Here is a 7,255-nt window from a genome sequence, read left to right as displayed (position 1 = left end):
AACTATAACAGCTTATCAATTTGGCAAGCCGTTGTCAAGCACTACTGTGAATAAAAATTCAAAAGATGAATATCTATTACATCTGCCAAAGGCAACTAAAGCATCATACCAAGTCTGCATCGTCATGTCAACGCTGCGTTGATATTTAACAACAACAAATATACTACCAGCCAGTTCCAACCTGGTCAACTAAAAAAAAGCCACACAACCTGAAAGTTGTGTGGCCGAACATTACTTACGTCTAACTGAATTTTCAATGGTAAAACAGGCTGATTAATTCGACGAAGCTGTCAAAGCATTCGTAAATTAGTGGACACCCAAGAGTTTCTGGCAGTCAGGGCACAAACCATAAACTTCTAAATGATGACCAGAAACCAAAAAGCCAGTTTCATCAGCGGCAATCGCATTGACATCCTTCAAGCCATCATAATCGAAATCCACAATCTTCCCGCAATTCGTGCAGATGGCGTGAGAATGTGGATGGAGCGGAAAGTCAAAGTGAGTGGCAGCATCATTTGAAGTCATTTCCTCAACTAGATGGAGATCAACCAGCATTTTTAAATTATTGTAAACTGTGGCGACACTCATCTGTGGGAATTGTGGCGCCAAGTCAGCATAAATCGTCTCAGCGGTTGGGTGGGCTTCACTCTCAATGAGATAAGCAATGATTGCCTCGCGTTGTGGCGTCACCCGGATATGGTTATTCCGTAGTGTGACCAACGTCTTATCGTACACAGCTTCATCCATAACCATGTCCTCCTAGATTAGAATTATTATTAACAACAGCATACGCCAAAAAAAGTGTTTTTTCAACTAGAAAGCGGTACCGAGGCATCCCCGGTACCGCTCATTTTAATTACTTGAACTAGAACTGCTACTACTGCTATCCGACTTGAGTTCAGGCGCGTCAGTCTTATACAGATCAACTGTCGACTTTCCCTTGTTCTTCGCTAGTACACTGGTTGGCTCTTTCTCTTGAGCAGCCTTTAACATTGCTAGGGCCGTGGACAACTTATATGAGAAGTCTTTCTTATCAACCTTCTTGAATCCTGATGGTGTATAGAATCGGAGTAAATCACCGTTAATGACTCGGTCAGACAGAGACAATTCGGTTGTAACTCGATTGCTAGCCGCATCAATGGCCGTCTTCTGTGCGGCCGTCAACTTGCCAAGCTTTTCGCCCGTCTTGGTCAAGTAATAGCTACTCCCGACTTTTGTATAATCTGGTGTGACAAAATCACCATTGCGGAAGGCGACTGTCTGATTCCGATTTGGCGCCAACAGGTCGGAACCAAATTGAACCGTGTTATTGTTCTTAATACCTAACAGGTTCAAAAGCGTTGGTAAGACGTCAATCTCACCCCCATAGGTATGATTAATCCCACCCTTTAATCCAGGCATATAAATCATAAATGGCACTTTTTGGAATTGGGCATTGTCAAAGTCATTGAAGGTAGATTTATTCAACAGCTTGGCAACAGCCTTCTTGTGGTTCCCAGAAATACCATAGTGATCCCCGTAAAGGACCAGCATACTATTCTTGTCCAAGCCAGAGGCCTTCAACCAGTCAAGGAATTCCCCGATAGCTTGGTCCAAATACCGAGCCGTCTGAACATAGCCGTCGACGGTATCATCACCAGTATCAGTTTGGCTAATTGATTGATTGGCCTTGTCAAGTGTATAAGGATAATGATTCGTGACCGTGATCAGCTTGGCATAAAACGGTTGCGGCAACTGCTCAATGTATTGCGCAGAATCCTTCAGGAAAATCTTATCTTTCAACCCATAACCGACATCATAGTTCTTGCCTGATGAGAAATATGACTTGGAGAAATAATAATCATAGCCCCAGGACTTGTAGGTGTTATCCCGATTCCAGAAACTTGGGACATCCCCATGGAATGCAGCCGTGGTGTATCCATGTTGATCCAAGATGGCGGGTGCTGCTTGGAAGGTGTTGCTGGTCCCATCAGAAACCATCGCTGAACCTTCTGGTAAGCCGAACAAGCTATTTTCAAGCATCATTTCAGCATCAGCCGTTTTACCTTGGCCGACCTGATTAAAGAAGTTGTCAAAGCTTAACGTGTTCTGGTTGTGATACAGCTTATTCAATACCGGCGTAACTTCTTGATTATCCCATTTGAAATCAATAATAAATTGTTGCAGGCTTTCCAAATGAATCACAAAGACATTCTTACCCTTCGCGACCCCTGAATAAGTCACACTCGGTGTGGTGCGATTCTTATTCAAATAACTCAAGACCGAGTTAATATCACTGGCCTTAGCATTCGCCTTAGTCGCACTCGTCTTAGCCGTTTTAACCCCGTCAACGACGGTATAAGCATTAAGACCGAGATACTTCACGATATAGTTATTATCAAACGTCCGCGTTAACAGACCTGAACGATCTGAGTACGCCATGCTGAGGTTGGCGCCGAATAACAGGACTGCCAACAGTGATACACCTAGGGCAAAGCGTTTCTTCAGCGGCCGCACATCCATCTTAATGACATGAAATGCCAGCAGTAAGATCAAGACCACAACATCAAGAAAAACCATGAAATCATCTGGGCGTAAAATGCCCAAAATCCCCTTGCTGAGGTTATTTGAGACTGAGCCTGAACCCTTAATCAAGGCAAAGGTCAGAAAATCCGAGAATTCCCGGTAATACAAAATATTAGCGAACAGCCACGTCGAGGTGAGCGCATCGATAACCAACATCACCACGTACGACTTGCGCCCGGTCATGTATAGGGCTATCCCAAACAACAGTAGCGTTGTGGGAATTGGATTCAAGGCCAGGAGGAATTCCTGCATCGAGCCACTCACGCCAAGGTTAAACTTCGTATGATAGGCCCAATACGTTTTACCCCAGAACAAGGCAATGGCCAAAATGAAAAATCCGAGTCTTGAGTTAAAGAAGCCTCGAATAGCATTGCCAACTTGCTTCATTGCGAACCTCCATCAATCTTCATTATTAATGTCAAAATTATAACACAACGATTAGTGTACACAGGTTTTACGCTTTAGACAAATACGGTTTTTACGAACTGGCCAAATTTTAGTGGAATTTAAGCTTTCTGGCAATAAAAAAAGCCCACTCCTAACCGCCAGGCGGTAAAAGTGGGACACAAGGCTAGCGACAACTTACGCTTCTGCCGTATCGGTATCGTCAAGCAAATCGTAAATTTCCATCGCAACCAAATCAATATTATCGAATTGGAAGACTTGATGATTGTCCATTTCCTCTAACTCATAGGCCTGAGTTTTGGGATCATAGGACACCATCCCTTTTTCAACCCCATTTTTTTCAAAGAGACGGGTTTGAATTTCAGAATCGGTGGCTTCTTGCATGGCTTCAAGTCGTTTAATGATCGCAACTAATTGTGAGCTTTTCATAAGACGGCCCCTTTCATTTGGCTTCTGCATTAGCGTACCATAAATTGCCTAGCAGTGGCGATGAAATTCGAGCCTTAACCGACTTTTTTTTCAGTCACAGCGCCAGTTTTCTTCGGGACCAGGGCCAAGGCGACAATCCCTAATAGCATCCCGAGATAGTAGGTCAGCAGCCGCCAGAGCAGCATACCCAGAATCAACTTGGACGGACTTGCAACATAAGTGGCAAACAGAGTCTTGAAACTATACTCGGCGCCACCAGCGCCACCAGGAATTGGGAAGAGAGACACGATCATCACAATCATGACGTGTAGAACCATCACTTCAACCAAATTAACGCCGGTCACACCCAAACTCAATAAGACAAAGAATGGGACCGCATAATACAGCATTAGCTGGCCGAGGGTCAGTAAACCCGCCTTGATGACCCGGCGCTTGTCACCTTTTAAGGCCAAACTTTCGGCGTAGAACGTATCAATCTTTTCATCGAGTTGGGCTTGCCAGGTTTGTTGGCGCTTCTTACCAACAAAAATCCCCGCAAACCGCGTCCCTAAATTGACGAGCCGCTTCGTGAATTTGTAATAGTACATCACCAGCAACAGACCTACAATGACGACCACGTGAATGATAAAGCCAAAGACAATAAAGATTGCCAATGCACCAAACCGTTTTGACACTTGGTCAAAGCCAATGAAGATGGTCAAGATGAAATTCACCAGCACCATAAATTGATAGACAATAAACTTCATCAAGAGAACCGAGCTTGCCCGTCCGCCTTCGATGCCACTTTGCATCAAGGCAACGAGTTGTGCCGGTTGCCCACCGGAAGAAAACGGCGTGATTGCGTTAAAAAGTTGCTCCACCAGGGGCACTCGGAAGGCTTGCCAGAAAGGTAGCCGATCGTGTTCACCCTTAATAAATATTTGCACCACAAAGGTTTCGACGACCCAAGAGCCTAGCATAAATGCTAAGGCGACCAGGAGCCAGCCCCAGTGGAGTTGAAGGATTGTTTGTTGTAATTGCTTAAAATTAAGGTCGCGACTTTCATAAATGAAAATCGCGACCCCAATCATTAGCATAATGAAGACAGCAATTTTGTTCCGTCGACTCATGTGCCTATCCCTCCGCTGATGCCTGATCTTGTTGGGCTAACCCGGCCTGTTCCCGATAAAAAGTTTCCCAGATTTTGGCCAAGTGATCTTCAGAATATTCCTGAGCCGCGGCCGCGCTTTTCTGGGCATAGTCAGCCAAAAGCTGTCGATCTGATGCCAATTGATGCAGTTTCTGGTCCATATCATTGGCATCTTTAGCCATCACGGCGTATGGGGTAATGATTTGATCATACAGGGCTAAATCCCGCACCATCACCGGTGTTTCTGTACTGAAGGCCTCAAGAACGGACATCGGGAACAATTCTTCAAATGAAGGTAGCAAGAATAAGTCGGCTATGTTGTAGTAGTCAATCATGTCTTCCCGCGGAATAATCCCCGTAAAGTTCAAATTAGCTGGCGCATTAGCAACCTCAGTCTTCAGGTGGTCATACCCATTCGTAATCATCCCAAAAGAAAACCCGCCAGCCCAGATGAATTGCATGTCTGGATTACGCTTGGCTAAGGCAATGAAATCGTCAACGCCTTTGCGATCCTGAACTTGGCCCGCCCCGAAAACGACAAACTTGTCTTCAGGAATGCCATATTGCTGCCGCAAACTGAGTTTGTTCTCAGCGGACTCAGGATGAAACGTCTCTCTGGAAACAAAGTTTGGAATGTAGGTCACCTTATCCGCATCGATGCCATGGGCAGCTAACCGGGGAATAAAGTTTGGGTTAACCACCACTAAGATGTCCATCCGCTTGTAGAATGCAATAACATATTTGTCGAGTGTCCGACTGGCAAACTTCGGCATTTTCAAACTTTGATCAAGCGTTTCAGGCAGGAAATGCACGTAGCCGATTTTCCGCCCGCGCTTTTTGGAAAAAGTCGATAAGAAAAATGGCACATCAATCGTGTGATAATGGCTGATAATACTTGGCTTGTAATTATTGATCGAAATTTTAAATTCGTCAGGGAAATATTTGCGTAAAAGTTCCAACAACTCATCGTAAACAGCACCAACGCCTTGGCCTGCCACTTTGTCAGCTGAAGAGAACATGTGAATATCAATCATAACGTTAATCCTTCATCGAGGTGTTGTGCTCTGAGACAATGTCTTCATCAGGCGCCTCACCATCGTGCGTCGCCAGGTAGTTTGCATACCGTTCCTGGGCTTGTGCATAGAACGCCAACACGTGATCACCGAAAGTGTCGGCAGAAATCGCCGCCAACTTGGCTTCAAGTGGTGCTGGATCATCATAAGCTTGTGGATGTTCAAGATAGTTCACCACTTGATGAACCATTTCGCTTGACGTACTAAATGTGGTCCCAATAGCTGGGTCATCGAGAAGACTTTGCGTGTACTCCCCTGTGAGCCCTACCACCTTAATGCCAGCTGCTAGCGCCTCAATATAAGTCAGGCCTTGGGATTCAGTATCAGATGCGGACACGAAAACATCTGCTGCATGATAATAGTTTTCCACTTCATCATGGTTAATCTCACCAGTAAAGCGGACATGATCCCCTAGCCCCAGTGATTGAGCCTGGGCTTCAAGATCTTCTTTAGCAGGCCCGTCACCAACCACAAGCAAGACAGCGTTGGGTACTTGTTTCAAAATTTCAGGCATGGCCGCAATGACATGATCGATCTTTTTCTCGTAGGCGACGCGACTGAGTGAGAGCAAGACAGGCACATCCGTTAGGCCCAGTTGTCCGCGCAAATCAGGATTATGCGAGGTCTGAAATTGGGTCAGGTCGACCCCAGTTGGAATGATGCTAATCGGAGACTTAACCCCATAGCGAGTTAACGTATCCAGTACCCGTTCACTGGGTGCCACGACCCCTGACACGTGGTACAAGAAAGCCCGCGTCATTTGCTTGACGTGATAAGGCTTCAACAAATGACCATTCATCACATAGTGTAGATAATCTTCATACATCGTGTGATAGGTGTGGACTGTTGGAATTTTAAGTTGCCGGGCCACGAATTTGCCAATGTAGCCCATCGAGAATTCAGTTTGTGTATGTACAATATCAAGGTCGAGTTCTTTGGCCACCTTGGACGCGTGAAATAAACCGCGTACGGCAATGCGGCGATCAGTAAAGGACACGAACGGCACGCTACTGAACCGGAAGATATTTGGTTCAACTGCATCTTCTGGCACGTGCGGATCCGTCGTTGTGAAGATATAGACAGAATGTCCCTTACGTTCGAGATCATCTTTGAGTGTTTTGATTGATGTCGCCACGCCACTCACTTGTGGAAAGTAGCTATCGGTAAAAATGCCAATGTTCACTTGACTCCCTCCAAACGTTCGTCAATCGATTATACCCAGTATAAGGATTATTGCGGTTTGTTGCAATTTTTCAACCGCTTTTAACCTAATATTATAAGAAAAAACACTGTAAAACATCAGTCAAAAGCATGAAACTTTCAAACGCTTGAATACTGCAATGTGGTATTGAATTGAAGGTATAAAAAAAGACCCATTTCTGGGTCGTGATACCGGTGATCGGGGTCGAACCGATACTCCATTGCTGGAACTGGATTTTGAGTCCAGCGCGTCTGCCAATTCCGCCACACCGGCATAATATTTAGATATTCTTCTGGATGTATGGCCATCAGAAAGGCGGTAATCGGATTCGAACCGACGATAGAGGTTTTGCAGACCTTTGCCTTACCACTTGGCTATACCGCCATTAAGTATCAAACATTTAATCTCGTCTGTCAACGAGAGATTGGGGTAGCTGGATTCGAACCAGCGCAT

The 7,255-nt window shown here is 45.2% G+C and carries 6 protein-coding genes and 2 tRNA genes; all 8 read right to left on the bottom strand.

What is annotated here, in order from left to right; all coding sequences use genetic code 11:
- Positions 1 to 306: 306 nt before the first annotated feature.
- Positions 307 to 747 carry a Fur family transcriptional regulator gene (locus tag FC34_RS09440; protein ID WP_057895188.1) on the bottom strand — a complete coding sequence of 147 codons (441 nt, stop codon included), beginning with the start codon at positions 745 to 747 and terminating at the stop codon, positions 307 to 309.
- Positions 748 to 852: 105 nt separating this feature from the next.
- Positions 853 to 2,952, bottom strand: a complete 2,100-nt coding sequence (locus FC34_RS09435) for an LTA synthase family protein (protein WP_057895187.1) — start codon at positions 2,950 to 2,952, stop codon at positions 853 to 855.
- A 195-nt stretch (positions 2,953 to 3,147) separates the two neighbouring features.
- Positions 3,148 to 3,399, bottom strand: a complete 252-nt coding sequence (locus FC34_RS09430; RefSeq protein WP_057895186.1) for a YkuJ family protein — start codon at positions 3,397 to 3,399, stop codon at positions 3,148 to 3,150.
- 74 nt (positions 3,400 to 3,473) lie between these two features.
- Positions 3,474 to 4,508 carry a lysylphosphatidylglycerol synthase transmembrane domain-containing protein gene (locus FC34_RS09425; RefSeq protein ID WP_057895185.1) on the bottom strand — a complete coding sequence of 345 codons (1,035 nt, stop codon included), beginning with the start codon at positions 4,506 to 4,508 and terminating at the stop codon, positions 3,474 to 3,476.
- A gap of 4 nt (positions 4,509 to 4,512) precedes the next feature.
- The gene (locus FC34_RS09420; protein ID WP_057895184.1) at positions 4,513 to 5,562 is read right to left on the bottom strand and encodes a glycosyltransferase family 4 protein; all 1,050 of its coding nucleotides are present in this window, start codon (positions 5,560 to 5,562) and stop codon (positions 4,513 to 4,515) included.
- 4 nt (positions 5,563 to 5,566) lie between these two features.
- Positions 5,567 to 6,784, bottom strand: coding sequence for a glycosyltransferase family 4 protein (locus FC34_RS09415; RefSeq protein ID WP_057895183.1), 1,218 nt, complete (start codon positions 6,782 to 6,784; stop codon positions 5,567 to 5,569).
- Positions 6,785 to 6,991: 207 nt separating this feature from the next.
- Positions 6,992 to 7,075 (bottom strand) — tRNA-Leu (locus FC34_RS09410).
- Between the two features lie 40 nt (positions 7,076 to 7,115).
- A tRNA-Cys gene (locus FC34_RS09405) sits at positions 7,116 to 7,186 on the bottom strand.
- Positions 7,187 to 7,255: the final 69 nt, after the last annotated feature.

The organism is Lacticaseibacillus brantae DSM 23927, from assembly GCF_001436115.1.
In the GTDB taxonomy this organism is placed as follows: Bacteria; Bacillota; Bacilli; order Lactobacillales; family Lactobacillaceae; genus Lacticaseibacillus; species Lacticaseibacillus brantae.
This window is presented reverse-complemented; position numbering and strand designations above follow the sequence as displayed.

What these genes read in the sequence shown, in the direction of transcription:
- FC34_RS09440 (WP_057895188.1), bottom strand. Translation starts at nt 747, where the DNA reads ATGGATGAAGCTGTGTACGATAAGACGTTGGTCACACTACGGAATAAC.
- FC34_RS09435 (WP_057895187.1), bottom strand. Translation starts at nt 2,952, where the DNA reads ATGAAGCAAGTTGGCAATGCTATTCGAGGCTTCTTTAACTCAAGACTC.
- FC34_RS09430 (WP_057895186.1), bottom strand. Translation starts at nt 3,399, where the DNA reads ATGAAAAGCTCACAATTAGTTGCGATCATTAAACGACTTGAAGCCATG.
- FC34_RS09425 (WP_057895185.1), bottom strand. Translation starts at nt 4,508, where the DNA reads ATGAGTCGACGGAACAAAATTGCTGTCTTCATTATGCTAATGATTGGG.
- FC34_RS09420 (WP_057895184.1), bottom strand. Translation starts at nt 5,562, where the DNA reads ATGATTGATATTCACATGTTCTCTTCAGCTGACAAAGTGGCAGGCCAA.